The 18,477-nt window shown below is 70.8% G+C and carries 15 protein-coding genes and 1 pseudogene; 12 read left to right on the top strand and 4 right to left on the bottom strand.

The window, feature by feature from the left end; all coding sequences use genetic code 11:
* Positions 1–151: 151 nt before the first annotated feature.
* The 5 genes from IZR01_RS24980 (at position 152) to pstB (ending at position 6,490) form a co-directional block, all read left to right on the top strand.
* Positions 152–1,096: a CHAD domain-containing protein gene (locus IZR01_RS24980; protein ID WP_194894837.1), complete on the top strand. Its 945-nt coding sequence runs from the start codon at positions 152–154 to the stop codon at positions 1,094–1,096.
* On the top strand, positions 1,093–1,995 hold the full coding sequence (locus IZR01_RS24975; RefSeq protein WP_194894836.1) for an NUDIX hydrolase: 903 nt from the start codon (positions 1,093–1,095) through the stop codon (positions 1,993–1,995). The genes IZR01_RS24980 and IZR01_RS24975 overlap by 4 nt, the downstream gene beginning before the upstream one ends.
* A 253-nt stretch (positions 1,996–2,248) precedes the next feature.
* Positions 2,249–3,427 carry a phosphate ABC transporter substrate-binding protein PstS gene (gene pstS, locus IZR01_RS24970; protein ID WP_323746350.1) on the top strand — a complete coding sequence of 393 codons (1,179 nt, stop codon included), beginning with the start codon at positions 2,249–2,251 and terminating at the stop codon, positions 3,425–3,427.
* A 210-nt stretch (positions 3,428–3,637) separates the two neighbouring features.
* Complete coding sequence (pstC, locus tag IZR01_RS54810) at positions 3,638–5,701, top strand: phosphate ABC transporter permease subunit PstC (protein WP_228560170.1); 2,064 nt, start codon at positions 3,638–3,640, stop codon at positions 5,699–5,701.
* Between the two features lie 12 nt (positions 5,702–5,713).
* Positions 5,714–6,490, top strand: a complete 777-nt coding sequence (gene pstB, locus IZR01_RS24955) for a phosphate ABC transporter ATP-binding protein PstB (RefSeq protein ID WP_194894835.1) — start codon at positions 5,714–5,716, stop codon at positions 6,488–6,490.
* 121 nt (positions 6,491–6,611) lie between these two features.
* Here the strand turns inward: pstB and IZR01_RS24950 are convergent, their stop codons facing one another.
* Both IZR01_RS24950 and IZR01_RS24945 read right to left on the bottom strand, forming a co-directional pair.
* On the bottom strand, positions 6,612–7,412 hold the full coding sequence (locus tag IZR01_RS24950) for a hypothetical protein (RefSeq protein WP_194894834.1): 801 nt from the start codon (positions 7,410–7,412) through the stop codon (positions 6,612–6,614).
* Between the two features lie 146 nt (positions 7,413–7,558).
* Positions 7,559–8,539 carry an ArsR/SmtB family transcription factor gene (locus tag IZR01_RS24945; RefSeq protein WP_228560168.1) on the bottom strand — a complete coding sequence of 327 codons (981 nt, stop codon included), beginning with the start codon at positions 8,537–8,539 and terminating at the stop codon, positions 7,559–7,561.
* 108 nt (positions 8,540–8,647) lie between these two features.
* On the opposite strand from IZR01_RS24945, the gene IZR01_RS24940 reads away from it, so the two are divergent.
* The 3 genes and pseudogenes from IZR01_RS24940 to IZR01_RS54370 form a co-directional block, all read left to right on the top strand.
* Positions 8,648–9,958, top strand: coding sequence for an MFS transporter (locus tag IZR01_RS24940; protein ID WP_194925264.1), 1,311 nt, complete (start codon positions 8,648–8,650; stop codon positions 9,956–9,958).
* An 81-nt stretch (positions 9,959–10,039) separates the two neighbouring features.
* Entirely contained in the window at positions 10,040–12,028 is a 1,989-nt protein-coding gene (locus tag IZR01_RS24935; protein ID WP_194925263.1) for a cell wall-binding repeat-containing protein, read from the top strand.
* Between the two features lie 168 nt (positions 12,029–12,196).
* Positions 12,197–12,280, top strand: a pseudogene (locus IZR01_RS54370) (type II toxin-antitoxin system RelE family toxin); the annotation flags it as partial.
* A 56-nt stretch (positions 12,281–12,336) separates the two neighbouring features.
* Here the strand turns inward: IZR01_RS54370 and ychF are convergent.
* Entirely contained in the window at positions 12,337–13,410 is a 1,074-nt protein-coding gene (ychF, locus tag IZR01_RS24925) for a redox-regulated ATPase YchF (protein ID WP_194895269.1), read from the bottom strand.
* A 203-nt stretch (positions 13,411–13,613) separates the two neighbouring features.
* Here ychF and IZR01_RS24920 point away from each other — a divergent pair, with 203 nt between their 5' ends.
* From IZR01_RS24920 to IZR01_RS24905, 4 genes are all read left to right on the top strand, one after another.
* A complete protein-coding gene (locus IZR01_RS24920; RefSeq protein ID WP_194895268.1) occupies positions 13,614–14,687 on the top strand; it encodes an Ig-like domain-containing protein in 1,074 nt (357 codons plus the stop codon).
* A 45-nt stretch (positions 14,688–14,732) separates the two neighbouring features.
* Positions 14,733–15,827: a DNA recombination protein RmuC gene (locus IZR01_RS24915; protein WP_228560166.1), complete on the top strand. Its 1,095-nt coding sequence runs from the start codon at positions 14,733–14,735 to the stop codon at positions 15,825–15,827.
* Positions 15,828–16,015: 188 nt separating this feature from the next.
* Complete coding sequence (locus IZR01_RS24910; RefSeq protein WP_194925261.1) at positions 16,016–16,717, top strand: DUF6542 domain-containing protein; 702 nt, start codon at positions 16,016–16,018, stop codon at positions 16,715–16,717.
* 56 nt (positions 16,718–16,773) lie between these two features.
* Entirely contained in the window at positions 16,774–17,343 is a 570-nt protein-coding gene (locus IZR01_RS24905) for a hypothetical protein (RefSeq protein ID WP_194925260.1), read from the top strand.
* 84 nt (positions 17,344–17,427) lie between these two features.
* Here the strand turns inward: IZR01_RS24905 and IZR01_RS24900 are convergent, their stop codons facing one another.
* On the bottom strand, positions 17,428–18,411 hold the full coding sequence (locus tag IZR01_RS24900) for a 4-hydroxy-3-methylbut-2-enyl diphosphate reductase (RefSeq protein ID WP_194895265.1): 984 nt from the start codon (positions 18,409–18,411) through the stop codon (positions 17,428–17,430).
* Between the last annotated feature and the right edge of the window lie 66 nt (positions 18,412–18,477).

Genomic DNA, 18,477 nt, shown 5'->3' with positions numbered 1-18,477 from the left:
CTGCCGGGCGGTCCGCGATGCGGGGTTGGGAAGAACAGCGCCGATCGGAAAAACCATGCCGATCAGAAGAACAGTGCCGCCATCCGGGCAACGGCGGAACCGAACCGTCAGGCAGAGGCCTGACGCACGTCGTGGGGGCAGTGGCGGACACATGGATGCAGCGACTCAGCGCGCGATGGCCGGATTCGGGGCGGCGACGCCCGACGGACCGGCGGGACTGGCGGTGCGGGGGTACCTCGCCGAGCAGTCACGCGCCTTCCTGACGCACAGCGCGCTACCGGTGCAGCAGTCGGCGGCGGTGCGGCTGCGCACCGCCTGCCTGCGGGTGGGCACGGCACTGACCGCCTGCCGGGGGTTGGTCGACGCGGTCTGGGCCGAGGAGTTGGGCCGGGAACTGGAGACCACCGCGGTGGTGCTCGGCACCGAACGGGACACCGACGCCGTGCGGCCGCGGCTGCTGGCCCCGCTGGATCTGTGGATCGAGCAGGGCCGCTATCCCGACGGCGGCGCGGCCCGCACCCGCACCCTGCTGACCCGGATGCTGGACCGGGAACGCTCGGCCGCGCACAGCCAGGCCACCGCGGCGCTGGTCGGCCCGGCCTTCCACGCGCTGGCCGACCGGATGGCCACGCTGGCCCGGGACGTGCCGCTGACCCCGGCGGCCGAACGGCCGGCCCGGGCGGTGCTCCCGGAGTTGGCCGAGAACGCCTACGAGGAGTTCGCGCGCCGGATCGAGGACCTGCCCGAGCCCCTGGCCGCCGAGGACGCCGACGGGGACGCCGCCTGGCTGGCCGCCGAGGACGCCGCGCTGGCCGCGCTGCACATCGCCGAGCTGTGCCGCCCGGCCGCCGCCCTGATCGCCGGCGAGGCGCCGGCCGACCTGCTGGCCCGGCTGACCGCGCTGGTCGAGGCGCTGGCCGGGCAGCGGGACGCGGTGCTGGCCGCGGCCTGCGTCCATCGGGCGGCCGACACGCCGCGCATCGCCGCCACGACCGGATATGTACTGGGAAGACTGCACGAAGAACAACGTCTGGCCGTGCTCCGCGCCCGGAGCACCGCGCCGTTGCCGGTTCGAGAGAGGTCCGGGCACGCATGAACGCCGAAGCCGAGCAGGCCGCGCCGATCCGGGTCCGGGCTGCCGGCTGCGTCCTGTGGCGCCCCGGCCGCACCGGGCCGGAGGTGGCGCTGATCCACCGGCCGCGCTACGACGACTGGTCGTTCCCGAAGGGCAAGCTCGACGCCGGCGAGAACTATGTGCAGGCCGCGCTGCGCGAGGTGCGGGAGGAGACCGGCTACCCGGTGGTCCTGGGCCGGCGGCTGCCGACCCAGGTCTACGACGTGTCCTTCGGCGGTCCGGCCCGCATGAAGCGGGTGAAGTACTGGGCCGCGCAGGCCGCCGTGGACGCCGAGTTCCAGCCCAACTCCGAGGTGGACCGGCTGGACTGGCTGCCGGTGCCGCGGGCGATGGCCCAACTGACCCGGCAGACCGACCGCGACCTGCTCCAGGCGTTCACCGCGGCGCCGGTCGACACCGTTCCGGTGATCCTGTTACGGCACGCCGAATCGGTGCCGCGCAAGCGCTGGGACGGCGAGGAGCGGGACCGGCCGCTGACCGGGGACGGCCGGGACCAGGCCGAGGCGCTGATCCCGGTGCTGAGCGCCTACGGGGACGCGGCGCTGACCGCCTCGCCGTACGCGCGGTGCGTCGCGACGCTGCGGCCGACCGCCCGGGCCGCCGGAGCCGAGCTGGTCCTGGAGCCGGTGCTCGGCGAGGGCTCCGATCCGGACGCCGGGCGCGCCTGGCTGCGCCAGGCGCTCAAAGCCGGGCACCCGACCGTGGCCTGCACCCACCGTCCGGTGCTGCCCGGGCTGCTGGCCGAGAGCCCGCTGGGACAGGCGGTGCACTCCGGCCGCCGGGCGCTGGCGCCGGCCGAGGCGTGGGTGCTGCACGGAAGGGACGGGAGTGTCGTGGCGGTCGACAGACTGCGGACGTGAACCCTTTTGGTCAACGTCCGGACACGGTGCGCACCAGATCGGCGGCGCGGTCAACCCCCCGTTCGGGCGAAGTGGCCGCCGAACCCGTCGCGTCGGCACTTTTACCCGCTCTGATCAGGGCTTCCCGCGCGCGACGGCCCGAGACCGTTCACCCCGCGTTCACCTTCACCCGTCCATCGATTCACCTGGCCTCCCTAGCTTCGTCGTGACAGCGCATGCAAAAGACTTCCGATGATTCGAAGGGACTTCCCCGGTGAAGATCCACGCTGGTGTTAATGGGCGCAGTGCCGCGGTCGGCGCCGGAGTTCTGGCTCTCGCCATGGCCGGTCTGACGGCTTGTGGTTCCGATAACAACTCCTCGTCGTCGAGCTCGGGCGGCTCCTCGTCCACCTCCTCGGCGGCCGGTGGCAGCAGCACCGGCTCTTCGTCGTCCGGTTCCAGCAGCGCCATCACCTGCGCCAACGGCACGCTCTCCGCCCAGGGCTCGACCGCCCAGCAGCAGGCGATCAACACGTTCATCAAGAACTACCAGACCAAGTGCGGCAACAGCACGAACATCAGCTACAACGGCACCGGCTCCGGCCCGGGCGTGACGGCGTTCACCCAGAAGCAGGCCGACTTCGCCGGCTCGGACTACCCACTGGCCGCCTCCCAGCAGCCGCAGGCCGACCAGCGCTGCGGCAGCGGCAAGGCGCTGTCGGTGGGCACCGTCCCCGGCGTCATCGCGGTGATGTACAACATCCCGAACGTCAGCAAGCTGAACCTGTCGGCCTCCACCCTGGGCAAGATCTTCAACAGCAAGATCACCAAGTGGAACGACGCGGCGATCCAGACCGACAACCCGGGCGTGACGCTGCCGGACCTGACCATCCAGACCTTCCACCGCTCGGACGGCTCGGGTACCTCGTACAACTTCTCGAACTACCTGAACAAGACCGCCCCGACCGACTTCCCGACCGCGGCCAACAAGCAGTGGCCGGGCAGCGGCGGCCAGGGCCAGCAGGGCTCCAAGGGCGTCGCCCAGGCCGTGCAGTCGACCGCCGGCGCCATCGGCTACGCCGAGGTCTCCTACGCCACCTCGAACCACCTGAACACCGCCAACATCGGCAACGCGGCCGGCAAGTTCGTCCCGCTGACCGTCCCGAACGCGGCGAACTTCCTGAACCAGGCGAAGGTGGACACCTCCGGCGGCAACTACGTGTTCAACTTCGACTACACGTACGCCGCCGACGACGCCTACCCGGCGGTCCTGGTGACCTACGAGATCGTCTGCTCCAGCGGCAACGAGAGCGCCAAGCTGCCCGAGCTCAAGGGCTTCCTGAACTACCTGTCCAGCAGCGACGCCCAGTCGCAGCTGCCGAACCTGGGCTACGTCTCGCTGTCCTCCAGCCAGCAGAGCGCGGTCGCCGCGATCTACAGCGGCCTGAGCTAAGCGGCCACAACGGAAACCGAGCCAGGAAATGCGACACGTCGGAGCCCCCGGTACTGACCGGCCGGCTCCGGCGTGTCGGCGCCGGAACGCCGCCGGTCGGCCGTCCCGGCTTGTCCGTTTTGGTCTAACGGAATCGAAACCCGCAGTGAACGCATACCTTCCGGGCCCAGCTGTATCCGTTGGGCGCCCGAGCGACGAGGCAGGACCCGAATGAGCGGCATAGCGCCGACCGCCACCCGGCCCGCACCGCGCGGCGGCGGGGGCTCCGCCCAAACCCTGACCTCCGGCCCGCGCCGGGGGGATCTGGTCTTCTCCGGCGTGGTCCGCGCCGCCGCGATCTTCCTGCTGCTGCTGATGGCGGCGATCGCCGGCTTCCTGGTGTTCCGGGCCACGGGCGCGCTGAACGCCAACCACGCGAACGTGGCGACCTACACCGGCCAGTGGGCCCCGGACGACACCCCGGCCAAGTTCGGCATCGGTTCGCTGGCCTGGGGCACCCTGGTCACCTCGGTGATCGCGATCGTGATCGCCGCCCCGGTGGCGATCGGCGTCGCATTGTTCATCAGCCAGTACGCCCCCCGCCGGCTGGCCCAGGTCCTGGGCTACATCATCGACCTGCTGGCCGCGGTGCCCTCGATCATCTACGGCCTGTGGGGCATCCTGTTCCTGGTGCCGCACATGCAGGGCGCCTCCCAGGTGGTCGGCGACGTCCTGGGCTGGATCCCGCTGTTCGACACCAACGGCCCGCTGGGCCGCTCGGTGTTCACCGCCGGCGTGATCCTGTCCATCATGATCCTGCCGATCATCGCCGCGATCTCCCGGGAGATCTTCCTGCAGACCCCGCGCGAGCAGGTCGAGGCGGCCTACGCGCTGGGAGCCACCCGCTGGGAGATGATCAGGCTCGCGGTGCTGCCCTACGGCCGCCGGGGCGTGGGCTCGGCGATCGTGCTCGGCTTCGGCCGCGCGCTCGGTGAGACCGTCGCGGTCGCCATGGTGCTGTCCACCACCTACAACTTCGTCACCAAGTGGCTCCAGTCCGGCGGCAACACCATCGCGGCGAACATCGCGCTGCAGTTCGGGTCGGCGTTCAAGATCGGCCAGGGCGCGCTGATCGCCTCCGGCCTGGTGCTGTTCGTGGTGACCTTCCTGGTGAACCTGCTGGCGCGGCGCATCACCGGCCGCGCGGACATCCCCAAGGACGAGCGCTGGAGCCTGCTCTCGGTGTTCCGCCCCGGCCGGCGGGCAGCGGCGCACATGGAGTCCTCCTACGACGCCAACGCCGCCGACGTGCCGGACCGTGAGGGGACCCTGGAGGCCCGCGACGAGCCGCAGGAGGTGGCCGCGGACGACACGGCCGGCCGGGCCCGTCCGCACCGCGCCGCACACGGCGCGGTGGGCGACAGCATGCTGGTCTCGCCCTCGCTGCCGCGCCGGATCCGCAGCAGCTTGGCCGGCGGGATGACGGTCGGCACGTTCGTGCTGGCGCTGCTGCCGCTGATCTCGATCCTGTGGCTGGTGGTCAACAACGGCCGGCACGCCATGAGCCCGTCGTTCCTGACCCACTCGCTGCGCAACATCGACGACTCCCAGTTCGGCGGCGGCGTCTACCACGCCATCATCGGCACCCTGGAGCAGTCCGGCCTGGCCACGCTGATCGCGGTGCCGATCGGCATCCTGGTCGCGGTGTACCTGGTCGAGTACGGCCGCGGGGTGCTGGCCACGGCGGTCACGTTCTTCGTGGACGTGATGATGGGCCTGCCCTCGATCGTCGCCGGCCTGTTCATCCTGTCGATGTGGATCCTGGGCCTGGGCCAGCACGCCAACGGCTTCGCCGGGGCGCTGGCGCTGACCATCTTGATGCTGCCGGTGGTGATCCGCTCCAGCGAGGAGATGCTGAAGCTGGTGCCGGACTCGCTGCGCGAGGCCTCCTACGCCCTGGGCGTGCCGAAGTGGAAGACGATCACGAAGATCGTGATCCCGACCGCGCTGCCGGGCATCGTCACCGGCGTGATGCTGGGCGTGGCCCGGGTGATGGGCGAGACGGCCCCGATCCTGCTGGTGGTCGGGTACATCCAGAACATCAACGTGAACCCCTTCAGCAGCGACCAGGGGCAGGCCACGCTGCCGACGGTGATCTACAACACGTACGCCTCACCGGAGCACGCCTCCAACGATCGCACGTGGGCCGCGGCCTTCCTGCTGATCGTCATCATCATGGTGCTGAACATCATCGCCAGGCTGATCGCCTGGTGGAAGAAGCCCGGCCGGGCCTAGGAGATAACGAAAATGGCGAAGCGCATTGACGTCGCGGGCCTGTCCGCCTACTACGGCCCGACCCGTGCCATCGAGGACATCTCGATGACCATCGAGCCGCGCACCGTGACGGCCTTCATCGGCCCGTCCGGCTGCGGCAAGTCCACCTTCCTGCGCACCCTGAACCGGATGCACGAGGTGATCCCGGGCGCGCGGGTCGAGGGCAAGGTCACCCTGGACGACGTGGACCTGTACGGCTCCGGGGTGGACCCGGTGGCCGTGCGCCGGCACGTCGGCATGGTGTTCCAGCGCCCGAACCCGTTCCCGACGATGAGCATCTACGACAACGTGGCGGCCGGGCTCCGGCTGGGGGGCCTGAAGAAGCGCGGCGAACTGGACGACATCGTCGAGCAGTCGCTGAAGGGCGCCAACCTCTGGAAGGAAGTCGAGAACCGGCTCAAGAAGCCCGGAGCGGGCCTGTCCGGCGGTCAGCAGCAGCGGCTGTGCATCGCCCGGGCCATCGCGGTGAGCCCGGACGTGCTGCTCATGGACGAGCCCTGCTCGGCCCTGGACCCGATCTCCACCACCGCGATCGAGGACCTGATCAGCCAGCTGAAGTCGGAGTACACGATCGTCATCGTGACCCACAACATGCAGCAGGCGGCCCGGGTCTCGGACCGCACGGCGTTCTTCAACATCAGCGGTACCGGCACCCCCGGCCGGCTGATCGAGATCGACGAGACCTCCCGCATCTTCGCCAACCCGACGGAGAAGGCCACGGAGGACTACATCACCGGCCGGTTCGGGTGACCGCGGCCGACTAGAGCGGCGGCTTCCAGCCGCCTTACGAAGGCTCCCAGCACTCGAGGGATGTGCTGGGGGCCTTCGTGTTCTCACTTTCCGGCCGGCTCGGCTACCCCTGCCGGCTCGGCTACCCCTGCTCCCCCGACGAACGCATCGAGGAGCGGGGTACCCGCCGTGACGGGCCCCGCCCCGGCGCGTGCGGCGCCGAATGCGTCACCGAGTGCGTGTGTCCGGCCGACGGGCCCGAGGGCGGACCGGACGCCGAGCCCGGCCCCGTCGGTACCGGACCGGCTCCCGTCGGCGCGGGACCGGCACCGGTGCCCGTCAGCACGGCCCCGTCGGCGGCCCTGGCCGCCGCCAGATCCCGGTTCGCCGCGGCGAAGATGTCCTTCGTCAGGGCGAACGAGGCCTCCGCCTCCGGCGACCCCTCGTCCGGGTACCAGATCGAACGCGACGAGTGGAGATAGTCGCCCATGTATATGTGGAACGCGCCGGTGAACGTCCGCCGGTTGGGATTGGCTATCCGATGGATCGCGTCGTGCGCCATCAGGACCGCCTCCCCCTCGTTGATGTCGACCGTCGCGGTCCGCTGTAACCGCCCACCCTTGCGGGAGCGCGTCTGGTGGTAGAAGTCGTTGACCTCCAGCCCGGCGTACACGCCGGTCATCACCGGCGTGTTGTGGTTGTGCGCGGGGTACGACATCCCCGGCGCCCACACCATGTTCTCGATGACCAGCTCCGGCCCCGGGTACAGGACCTGTAGGTGAGCATCGCGCGGGTCGCCGAAACACTCTCGCACCGGCGCGCACCCGCGCCCGAGTGTCCGGTCCAGCACATCCTTCACCGCGTCGGCACCCTCGGCCTCCCAGGCCTGTAGGCACTCGCGGACGAACTCGTCGATGTCGAACTTACGGCGTGATCGCGGCATCGCCATGACTCCGTTCAGCTAAAGGCTGACAGCGCTCCGTTCTCTCCCCGCCAAATACTGAAGCACCTGACGCCACCGGCGCGCCAGGGGCGCGTCAAACCTTTCTGCGAATTCCCCCGATCACCGGTCCTTTGTTGGACACCCTGTCAAACCGCTGCCGCCAGCAGTGAGTCGGCGACAGAGGTGCGCGCATATAGGACTGAACGCCCCGCGCGATGTGCGGAAACCATGCCCGCGCCGCGCAATGCGGTCAGGTGCTCGGACACTCCGCCGGCCGACATCCCGGTGCGCGCGGCGAGTTCGGTGGTGGAGGCCGGAGCCTCAAGTTCGGCCAGCAACAAGGCCCGCGAGCGCCCGATGACGGCGGCCACCGCGTCCGACGGCTCCGGGGCACTGCGGGCGAACAGCGTGCCCACCCCGCGCGCGCCATAGCAGAGCTGTGGCACGTCCCCGGTCGCCGCCCTGGTGAGAATCTTGTTCCAGGCGAAGGCCGACGGCACCAGGACCAGACCCGGGGCATTGTCGTCGCGGCACAGCACCCGCTGGCGATGCAGCATCCTGAGAGTCCCGCTGTTCCAGCTCACGTCCGGATGCAGCTCGTTGAACAGCCGGGCGGCGCCGTGCTCGGCGACCTGCCGGGCGCGGTGGTAGATGTCCGCCTCAAGCAGGCCTCTAATACGGGACCAATACGGTGCGAGCGCTATCTGGAAGTAGTGCTCGATCTCCTTGGCGAGCTCAGCCAACGACTGATCCCGATGACCGCGCAGCCGCTCGGCGAATGGCGGGATAACGCCGTTCGGAACCTTTTCCGCATACAGCTCGAGATCCGCAAAGAGGTGTTCGTCCGTCGTCGCCTGAATGGCCGCGAGCTCATCCTCCAGAGTCGGTGCCGACGTCGCCGGCGCGGGAGTAAGAAAGTCGGGAACATAAGCAGGCGCTTGGAATAGCGCGGAAAGATGTCCGGTGAGCAATCCGGCGGCGGCCAGCCGGGGCCGCACCTGGTCGAACCACGGACCGTGGACCGGATACAGTCCGGGCCTGCTCAGGACCCGGAAACTGGTGAGCACCTCCCACATCGGGGAGCCGGCGAAGCGCACCTGCGCCAGCTCCTCCGCGGTGAACGACAACGAAGCAGACACAGCGTTCCCCTCCCCGACCCGCCACCCCCCGCCCCTCGATTCGGGCGAGACCGAATCATTGTCGCATGATCGCGGCGCGCCGCCACTGTGAGCACCATGACCACCACGAGCATCCGCCCCGCGGAGTGCGGCGAGCCGGCCGCCCGGCGCTCCCGCCCGGGACGCCCCGGCAATCCGCTGTCCGCCTTCACCGGCTTCCCCCGGGCGATCTGGATCGTGTTCGCCGGCACCGTCGTCAACCGGATCGGCTTCCTGGTCGGCCCCTTCCTGGTGTTCTTCCTCGGCTCGCGCGGCATCCCCTCGTCGCAGACCCCTTACGTCCTCGGCGCGCTCGGCGCCGGCAACCTGGTCGGCCCGGCGGTCGGCGGCTGGCTCGCCGACCGCGGCAGCCGCAAGCTGACGATGCTGACCGGCCTGCTCGGCACGGCCGCCGCACAGGGGGCGCTGTTCGCCGCGCCGAACGTGGCGACCATGGCCCTGGCCGCGATCACGCTGAGCGCGACGGCGACGATGGTGTCACCGGCCGCGTCGGCGACACTGGCCGACAGTGTGGGGCCGGAGCAGCGGCGCGAGGCGTTCGCGCTGATCGGGTGGGCGGTGAACATCGGGACGGCGGTCGCGGGGGTGTTGGGCGGGTATCTCGCGGCGCATGGGTATTGGATGCTGTTCGCTATCGATGCGGGGACTTCGGTGGGGTATGCGGTGATCGTGGCGGTGCTGCTGCCCGGCCAGGCTTCTCAGCAGGCTGATGCCGCCTCGGAGGCCGACGCCGTCGCGGCAACCGCGTCGGAGGATTCCTCCTCCACTTCTTCCAGCTCCGGCTACGGCGTCGTCCTCCGCGACCGCCTGGTCCGCAAGCTCCTCCCGCTGCTCGGCGTCCAGCTCTTCATCTACTCCCTCACCGAGAGCGCACTCCCCCTGGCCATCCGCACCGACGGCCTCTCGCCCTCCGTCATGGGCCTGGTCGCCGTCGTCAACGCCGGCCTGATCGTGGCGCTCCAGCCCGTCGCCACCACGTTCCTCGCCCGGTTCTCCCGCACTCCCGTCTACCTCGTTGCCAGCACTCTGATAGCGCTGGGCATCGCCCTCACCGGCATCGCGCACAGCCCGGCCATGTACGCGGCCACCGTCGTCGTGTGGTCCCTCGGCGAGGTCGCCGTCGGCGGCATCCCCGGCGCCCTCATCGCCGACCTCGCACCCGCCCACGCCCGCGGCCGCTACCAGGGCGCGTTCAGCTGGACCTGGGGCGTGGCGCGCTTCCTGGCCCTCACCGCCGGCACCACCGTCTACACCCTCATCGGCCCGGCGTTCCTGTGGTGGAGCGCACTCGGCGCGGGGGCCGCCGCCATCGTCGGCATCGCCACGCTCGGGCCCGCGATGGACCACCGGTCGGCCGGGCGAAGCTGAGGGCAACCTTTATCAGGGCTCGCTGGTCCCACGATTCGAGTCCCGATTTGCGGGACGATCCATGGTTCTTGGGGAGAGTCCGTGCCAAAGCACCCACGACGGCGTTCACTCACGCTGTCCGCAATCCTCTCGTCCGCGCTGCTGCCGGCCTTCGCACTGGCCGCGCCCAGCGCGCACGCCGTCAACCCCGGCCCGGCCGGCAACATGCTGACGATCAGCGACGGCACCTCGACCGTGCTGGTCGCCGGCCGGCCCGTCACCTTCCCGAGCACCGTCACCGACGCGACCTGGGCGCCCGACGGGAGCCGGCTGGCCTTCGTGGACGGCGCCGGGGACCTGGTCTCCGCGCTGCCGGACGGGACCGGGACGCGGGTCCTGGCGCACGGCGGGCCGGGCATCGTCATCTCCAGCCCGACCTGGAGCAGCGACGGCCTCGGCGTCGCGTTCGCCGAGTCGGTCGGCGGCCACACCGGCGCGATCAAGGTCGCCAAGACCGACGGCTACGGGAACAGCGCCTCCGGCGGCGGCGACGGCTCGGTGGTCGTCGACGCGTGGGACATGAACGACGGCGGGTCGTACTCGGCCCCGGACGCGGTGTACATCCCGGACGGGACCGCCCCGGGCCGGAACATCATCCCGAACTACGTCTTCCAGGAGACCCCGGCCGGCGGATCGACACCGGAGATCCGGTCCCTGCTCAACGCTTCGCCGGGCCAGCAGTACAAGATCGCCGACGGGACACAGCCCACGGTCAGCCCGGACGGCAGGACAGTGGCCTTCCTCACCCCGGACGAGCAGATCGCCGTGGTGGACGTGAGCGACCCGTTCAAGCCCTCGCAGCCGAGGATCCTCACCACCGACATCAGCGTGCACAAGCAGCATCCGACCTTCTCGCCGGACGGCGACAAGATCACCTATGAGGCGCTGGACATCCGCAACGGTGCCCCGGACGCCCCGAAGGACGTCGAGTCGATCCCGGTGACCGGCGGCGCCGCGACGATCGAGTCGACCCACCCCGGCGTCCCCGCCTACCGGCCGGAGGCCGTCACCCACGTGACCCGGCTGGCCGGCCCGGACCGGGTCGGCACCGCGATCGCCGTCTCCCAGGCCGAGTTCCCCGACCCGGGCACGCCCACCAGCGGCCCGTCAGGTCTCCTGCTGGCCCGCTCCGACCAGTACGCCGACGCCCTGGCCGGCAGCGTCCTGGCCAAGAACGCCCCGCTGCTGCTGACCCCGTCGACCACGCTCGACGCGGCGGTCCGGGCCGAGATCGTCAGGGTCCTGGGACCGGCGCAGGGCACCGACGTCCCGGTCATCACCCTCCTCGGCGGCCCGCAGGCGCTCTCCCCGGCCGTCGAGAAGGCCGTAGCCGCCCTCGGCTACCCCGTGCGCCGCCTCGGCGGCCCGGACCGCTTCGCGACCGCCGTGGACATCGCCCGGGCCGACCTCGCGGTGCACCCGTACGACAGGAAGTTCGTGGTCGCCACCGGCGAGAACTTCGCCGACGCCCTGTCGGCCAGCGCGACCGGCGACCCGATCCTGCTCACCGACGACCAGGCGATGCCCGCTGCCACCGCGGCGTTCCTGAAGTCGGCGGCGACCCCGACCAGCGCCGGCCCCGCAACCTTCTACGCGGTCGGCGGCCAGGCCAGGGCCGCGACCGCGAAGCTGTGGCCGCACGGACCCGCCGGCGCCAAAACCGTCCCGCTGTCCGGCACCGACCGCTACGAGACCTCATTCCTGGTCGCCCGCGAATTCTTCGGCGCCACCCCCACCAACCCCGGCCGCGTCTACCTCGGCGTGGCCACCGCCACCAACTGGCCGGACTCCCTGGCCGGCGGCGCGGCGATGTCGAACCTGCCGGGCCCGATGCTCCTGGTGAACCCCAAGACCGGCCTGAGCCCCGAGGAACAACAGTGGGTCTCCGCTAACGCCGGCGCTGTCGACAGCGCCCTGGTCTTCGGCGGCCCCGACGCCCTCTCGTCCACGGTCGACGCGCAGCTCGGGGACACACTGTCCGGGCCGGCGGGATTCACGATGGCTACTGACCCGGCGAGCATTCCGGAGTAGGCGGCGCTGCTTACGAGCTCGGGTGGCCGTCGCTGTCAACGGCGGCCACCCCACCGCGCCTTGTGTGCATATGGAATATTTGGCACCTATAAACGCATGACGCGCGCCCATCGTGCCGACACACCCACCGCCATCACCCGACACGACAACGGAGTCGCAGCCGTCGTCCGGATCGTCTATACCGTCGACAACGGCGAGCTGGTGGTGTGGGTCGTACGCGTAGGGCATCGCTCCACCGTCTACGACACCTGAGTCACTCGACGAGGTGGAAGAGGCTCGCGGGTAGGCGTAATCCGCTACACGTTGGACTACACGTTGGACCGGAAGTCCACCACATCCCCGTCAGCCATCACATACTCCTTCCCCTCGATCCGCGCCTTCCCCCGCGACCGCGCCTCGGCCACCGAGCCGCAGTCGATGAGGTCGTCGAACGACACGATCTCGGCCTTGATGAAGCCGCGCTGGAAGTCGCTGTGGATCACGCCGGCGGCCTCGGGGGCGGTCGCGCCCTTGCGGATCGTCCAGGCCCGCGATTCCTTCGGGCCGGCTGTCAGGTAGGTCTGGAGGCCCAGGGTCTGGAAGCCGACGCGTGCCAGCTGGTTCAGGCCCGACTCGTCCTGGCCCATGCCTTGCAGCAGTTCCAGCGCCTCGTCGTCGGGGAGTTCCATCAGTTCGTGCTCGATCTTCGCGTCCAGGAAGATCGCCTCGGCCGGGGCCACCAGGGCGCGCATCTCGTCCTTCAGCGCGTCGTTGGTGAGTTCGTCCTCGTCGACGTTGAAGACGTACAGGAACGGCTTGGCGGTGAGCAGGTGCAGTTCGCGCAGCGGCTCGGGGTCCAGGCGGGCTGCGAAGGCGGTCTTGCCGGAGTCCAGGATCTTCTTGGCCTCCTCGACGGCGGCGACCGTGGCGGCCGTCTCCTTCTTCATCCGCGCTTCCTTCTGGAGGCGCGGCAGGGCCTTGTCGATCGTCTGCAGGTCGGCCAGGATCAGCTCGGTGTTGATGGTCTCGATGTCGTCGGCCGGGGAGACCTTGCCGTCGACGTGGACCACGTTGGGGTCGGTGAAGACCCGGATCACCTGGCAGATCGCGTCGGCCTCGCGGATGTTGGCCAGGAACTTGTTGCCCAGGCCCTGGCCGTCGCTGGCGCCGCGGACGATGCCGGCGATGTCGACGAAGGTCACCGTGGCCGGGACCACCTTCTGCGAGGTGTAGAGCTCGGCGAGCTTGGCCAGCCGCGGGTCCGGGACGCCGACCACGCCCTCGTTCGCCTCGATGGTGGCGAACGGGTAGTTCGCGGCGAGCACGTCGTTCTTGGTCAGCGCGTTGAACAAGGTCGACTTGCCCACGTTCGGGAGTCCGACGATTCCGATGGTGAGCGCCATTGTCCAACTGTCCTATCGACGTCGCGTACGGGATGCAGTGCGGGGCCGGACGCGGCCCGCCCTCCAGTATCGCAGCCCGCGCGGGGCGCTACGCCGATCGAGGGGACTCACCCCGCTCCGGCCGCCGCTTCCGCCGCCGCCGGAGCCGGTCACGCCAGGCTCGGGCGCGTCCGCGATCAGCGCAACGAGTGCCGGAGGTCAGCGTGCGGAAAACCCGCATCGGAATCAAGAGGGCCGCCCTGGCCTGCGGTGCGGCCGGGCTCGCCCTGGCCGCCACGGCCCCGGCCGCGCTGGCCGCCGGGCACTCGCACTACGCGAGTTTCAACTTCGCCGGCCAGAGCGTCACCGATCCGGCGGTCAACTTCCCGCCCACGCAGATCACCACGGACAGCACGGCGCCGTCGCAGGCCTCCGGACAGAGCGCGTTCCTCAACGACTCGACCCCCTTCGCCCAGGTCTTCGGCAGCTCCCAGGGCAAGCCCTACGCCCTGCTGCGCTCGGCCAAGGGCCTGAACCCCTCGACCACCGTGCTGCACTTCGACCGCTCGCTGTTGCCGAGCACCTGGGGCTTCGCGCTCGGTGACGTTGACGCCGAGAAGGTGCGGGTCACCGCGTACGACGCCGCCGGCAACCAGCTCCCGACCTCCGCGCTCGGCTTCCAGGGCACGTTCAACTTCTGCCAGGGCACGCCGCGGCCCAGCACCTGCGGCGGCCAGGCGGACACCGACGAGCCGAAGTGGGACCCGGCCAGCGCCTACCTGGTCGGCAACGTCGCCGACACCAGCGGCGCCTCGGGCTGGTTCCGGCCGACCGCCGAGGTGGCGACCCTGGAGCTCTACGCGGTGGTGCAGACCGGCATCCCGGCCTACCAGTTCTGGCTGGCCGCCCTCGACCAGCCCCCGGTCGAGCGCGAGCGCCCGACTCAGCCGCCGGTCCTCACCCCGCCCGGCCAGCCGGTCGTCATCCCGGTGTGTGAGGGTACGTCGAAGAACATCGACCTGCTCAGCGGCGCCGAGCACGGCAAGATCACGGCGCACGACAACTGCACCGTCACCTACACCCCGGATCCGGGCTTCATCGGCACCGACAGCTTCACCCTGCGCATCGAGACCGGCGACGGCCACGTCCTGGTCCGGAGCTTCGACGTGAAGGTGGCCAGGATGCTGCCGATGACCGGTGTGCCGAGCGGCCTGGGCGACGACGCCGCGGCGGCCGTGGCCCTGCTCGGCGCCGGAGTCGTGCTGACAGTCGCGACGCGCAAGGCACGGAGGGCATAACGCACTCCCGACGCATCAGCGTGCCGCAGGGGACAATATGGACCCATGATGCCTGTGCTGCTGCTGGTGATCGGTATTGCGTTCGGCGTGCTGCTCGGCGTCCTGTGGGAGCGGTCCCGGCGTCTGACGATGAACTCGCAGGCGCTGGACCAGTCCGCGGACCGGCTGCTGGCACTGGCCGGCTCGCAGTTCGACGCCGCGGGCCGGCCGATCAACGAGTCGCTGTCCCGGCTCGACGACCGGCTGCGCGAGATCGAGCGCGGCCGGGCCGCCTCGCAGGCGGCGCTGGCCCAGCAGATCGACGACGTCCGGACCGCCGCCGGGACCCTGGGCACCCAGACCGCGGCCCTGGTCACCGCACTGCGCCGGCCGGAAGTGCGCGGCCAGTGGGGCGAGATGCACCTGCGGCGCGCGGTGGAGCTGGCCGGCATGGTCGACCGCTGCGACTTCGAGACCCAGACCGTGCTGCCCGGCTCCCACGGCGCCACCGGCTCGGAGGGCATGCTGCGGCCGGACCTGGTGGTGCGCCTGGCCGGGGACAAGTACGTGGTGGTCGACGCCAAGACCCCGCTGGCCGCGTATCTGGACGCCGCGGAGGCCACGGACGAGGCCGACCGGCAGCAGTTCCTGACGGCGCACGCCAAACACCTGCGCGTACACGTGGACCAACTGGCGTCGAAGGCGTACTGGCGCGCGCTCGGCGCCAGCGGCCGCCCGACGCCGGAGTTCGTGGTGCTGTTCGTGCCCGGCGAGGCTTTTCTTTCACAGGCTGTGGATATCGATCCCGAGCTCCTGGAGTACGCCGCCACCCGCCGCGTGGTGATCGCCACCCCGACCACGCTGATCGCTCTGCTCCGCACCGTCGCCTACGCCTGGACCCAGGACTCGTTGGCGGCGAACGCCCGGCAGGTCTTCGAACTCGGCCGGGAGCTCTACGCGCGGCTGAACACCATGAGCGGGCACCTGGACCGGGTCGGCAAAGGGCTGAACTCCGCGGTCGCTGCCTATAACCAGTCCGTGGGCTCGCTGGAGACCCGGGTCCTGGTCACCGCGCGCCGCCTCAACGAGCTCGGCCTGGTCGACGAGGAGTTGGCGGTGCCGGCTCAGGTGGAGTCGCAGCCGCGGACCTTGGCGGATTAGCGGACCTTGGCCGATCTTGGCGGACCAGTCCGGGCAGCGGCCGCAGCCACCAGCAAGTAGTAACAAAATACGTACTCCCCGCGACACGCCACTGCCCCGGAACCAGACCACCGCCCCGACCTGCGCACCGAGCGCGGGCGGCGTTTCGTTACCCGAATTGCACCCAATAGCGTCGTAGGTTCGGATCTGTGAACGAAGGAGCCAGCCGCCTCGCGCCCCGTCCGGCCGCCGGGGTCCCGCAGACCCGGCGCGATCGCGACGCGTTGCGCCGGGAGCGGATGGCCGCGCCGCTGGACTTCCGCTCTACGGGCCCCAGCCGGGCCCAGGCCCGGCCGCGTCCGGGCGACCGCCCCGGGACCGCGGCTCGCACCGCCCGGCCCCGCGTGGGGCCCGGGTCGGCCCGGTCGGGCGCCGGCGTCGCCGCCAGCGCCAGCGCCAGCGCCGGGGGCCGTACCGCACAGCCCGCCCGGCCCCGTCCGAAGCAGCAGCGGCAGGCGCTGACCGCCTGGGGCGTGCTGCTCACGGTCACCGGCCCGACCGTGGCCGCCGCGGTGCTCGAGGCGATGGTGACCGGTGACGTGCACTGGTTCTTCGACCTGGTCTTCATCGCCGCGTCCTTCCACGCGGCGACCCTGGTCCGGCGGCGCGACCTGCTGGCCGGGGTCATCGTCCCGCCGCTGGCGTACTGCGTGGGGCTGCTGACCGCGGTGCAGTTCGGGGTGATGCGGGCCGGGCACGGCCTGGTCGGCCAGGCCACCTCGCTCGGCGCGCTGCTGGCGGTCAAGCCCCGGCCGCTGTTCCTCGGCACGGCGTTGGCCGCGGCGCTGATCGCGATCCGCTGGGTAGGCATGCGGTACACGGCCAAGCGGCAATCACGACTGAACGTGTAGGACGGGCGAGACGGCCAGGACTGGTAAGTCGGCGAGGACGGCAGGGGAGGCGGGACATGAACGGCGAGATCTGGTTCGAGATCGACGCCGGCGGCCGTTTCGCCCTGGACGACTACGGCCGCCGCTTCCTGGCCGGACTCCGGCGCTCGGCCCTGACCTGGGGCCCGCTCGGCGTGATCGCCTTCGACTCCTGGGCCCTGGCGCTGGCCGGTCCCTCGGTGCTGGCCGTGCTCACCGTCCCCGAAGCCGACCCCTTCGGCCTCCAGCTGCGGCTGGCCGACGGGGAGTTCGGCGGCTACTGGGGTGACGACTGCTCGATCTGGGACGACTACGCCCCGGACGCGCCGGGCTACATCTACGTGCAGGACCTGGAGGCCTCGCCGGAGGAGATGGCCGGGCGCGCGGCGGATTGGATCGCCACGCAGCTCTCCAGACCGCTGCTTCTGGAGGAGCACCGCAGTTCCGCTTTTGGGCTGCGGCACCGGACGTGGGTCTTCGACGACACCGGGGAACGCTCGCCGTGTTGCCGCAGCTGTCGTAAGCCGCACTTCCCCGGCGGCAGCCCGCGGCGCGGTCAGACGCTGGTCGCGCAGGTGCGGGACGTGGCGCCGAGCGCCGCTTGGTAGTCCCGCTCTCCGGCTACGCAGCCCTCGCGTCGGCTGCCCCTGGCCGCCCTCGCGTTTAGCTACGCCTGGCCGCCCTCGCGTCGGCTACGCTTCGCCGCCCTCGCGCATGTCCTTCCGCAGCTCCGGCGGCAGCGCGAACAGCAGCTTCTCCTCGGCCGAGCGGACGATCTCCACGGTCCCGTACCCGCGCTCGGCCAGCCAGTCCAGCACGCCCTCGACCAGGTCCTCCGGCACCGAAGCGCCGGAGGTCAGGCCCACCGTGCGAACGCCGGCCAGCCAGTCCTCGCTGATCTCCGAGGCGAAGTCGACCAGGTGCGCGGCGCCCGCGCCGGCCTCCAGCGCCACCTCGACCAGGCGGACCGAGTTCGAGGAGTTCTTGGAGCCGACCACGATGACCAGGTCCGAGTCGGCGGCGATGTGCTTGACCGCGATCTGCCGGTTCTGGGTGGCGTAGCAGATGTCGTCGGACGGCGGGTCCAGCAGCAGCGGGAACTTCGCGCGCAGCCGGTCCACGGTCTCGGTGGTCTCGTCCACCGACAGCGTGGTCTGCGACAGCCACGCCACCTTCGCCGGGTCCCGCACCTGCACCCCGGCCACCGAGTCCGGGCCGTCGACCAGCACGATGTGCTCCGGCGCCTCGCCGGTGGTGCCGACCACTTCCTCATGGCCGTCGTGGCCGATGAGCAGGATGTCGTAGTCCTGCTCGGCGAACCGCACGGCTTCCTTGTGCACCTTGGTGACCAGCGGGCAGGTGGCGTCGATGGTCTTCAGGCCGCGCCGGGACGCCTCCTCGTGCACGATCGGCGCCACGCCGTGCGCGGAGAACACCACCGTCGCACCCTCGGGTACCTCGTCGGTCTCCTCTACAAAGACCGCGCCGCGGTTCTGCAAAGTCTGCACGACGTGCTTGTTGTGCACGATTTCCTTGCGGACGTACACCGGCGCGCCATAGAGCTCCAGCGCCTTCTCCACGGTCACGACCGCGCGGTCCACGCCGGCGCAGTAGCCGCGAGGCGCGGCGAGAAGGACGCGGCGGTCTTCAGGTGCAGAGGCGTTCATGGTTCCCATGGTAGGCGGCCTCCGGCTCCCGGCAGCCCATGATCTGCTCTCTCCACAAGTTCGCCACGTCCGCGC

The organism is Catenulispora pinisilvae (assembly GCF_015356865.1).
GTDB lineage: Bacteria > Actinomycetota > Actinomycetes > Streptomycetales > Catenulisporaceae > Catenulispora > Catenulispora pinisilvae.
The sequence above is the reverse complement of the archived record's forward strand: the minus strand, read 5'-3'. Positions and strand labels throughout refer to the sequence as shown.